A 646-nucleotide genomic window follows, 5' to 3' on the forward strand; every position below is an offset into this window, starting at 1 on the left:
AGTTAAGAGCTGTCGGCATCACCAAGCCACGCAAACCACGCGCTAAGTCGTGATTATCGGCAGGGAGCAAGGTATGACTTGCCTCCGGCAGTCCTGCACCCCAAGTCGCTGCGCTGGGTTTGCCTTGCACTTGCAGTGGGCTTCATCAAAAGCCACGGGCTTTTGTATTTTCCGCCATGGCGGAGCGTAGCGTAGTGGGGCGGCGGCTGTGTGCTTTAGCCCCAACACAGAAAGAGATTAAACAAATGAAATAACATGACAGAAAAACGAAATATTAGACTAAGTGTCTATCTTACTCAGAGTGAGCAAAGACAGCTTGCCGACAACTTTAAAATCGACCTGCCGATTGCAGATCAAGCAAAGCAAAAGCAGCTTGCCGACAATGTTAGAAATGCAGCATTGGGCAAAAAATTAGAGTACAAGAAAGTTAATCCAATTGCCCAAAGTCAGTTTGAACAATTAGCGAGATTAAGCTCAAACTTGAATCAACTTGCTCATGCTTACAATCTTAAAAACGAGCCGTCTACAGCATCAGTTTTTAACTTAGTTAACGAGATTAGACTCGCACTTTTAAACATAACTATAAGTCATGAAAGCTAGTGTTAATCGCGGGGATGGGTTTAGAGGGGTTTTAAACTATGTCTTT

At 44.3% G+C, this 646-nt stretch carries 1 protein-coding gene; it reads left to right on the plus strand.

What is annotated here, in order from left to right; translation table 11 throughout:
• Positions 1 to 255: 255 nt before the first annotated feature.
• On the plus strand, positions 256 to 600 hold the full coding sequence (locus tag A3712_RS23145) for a hypothetical protein (protein WP_063524660.1): 345 nt from the start codon (positions 256 to 258) through the stop codon (positions 598 to 600).
• Positions 601 to 646 lie beyond the last annotated feature (46 nt).

Source organism: Vibrio sp. HI00D65 (assembly GCF_001635455.1).
Taxonomy (GTDB): domain Bacteria; phylum Pseudomonadota; class Gammaproteobacteria; order Enterobacterales; family Vibrionaceae; genus Vibrio.

What these genes read in the sequence shown, in the direction of transcription:
- A3712_RS23145 (WP_063524660.1), top strand. Translation starts at nt 256, where the DNA reads ATGACAGAAAAACGAAATATTAGACTAAGTGTCTATCTTACTCAGAGT.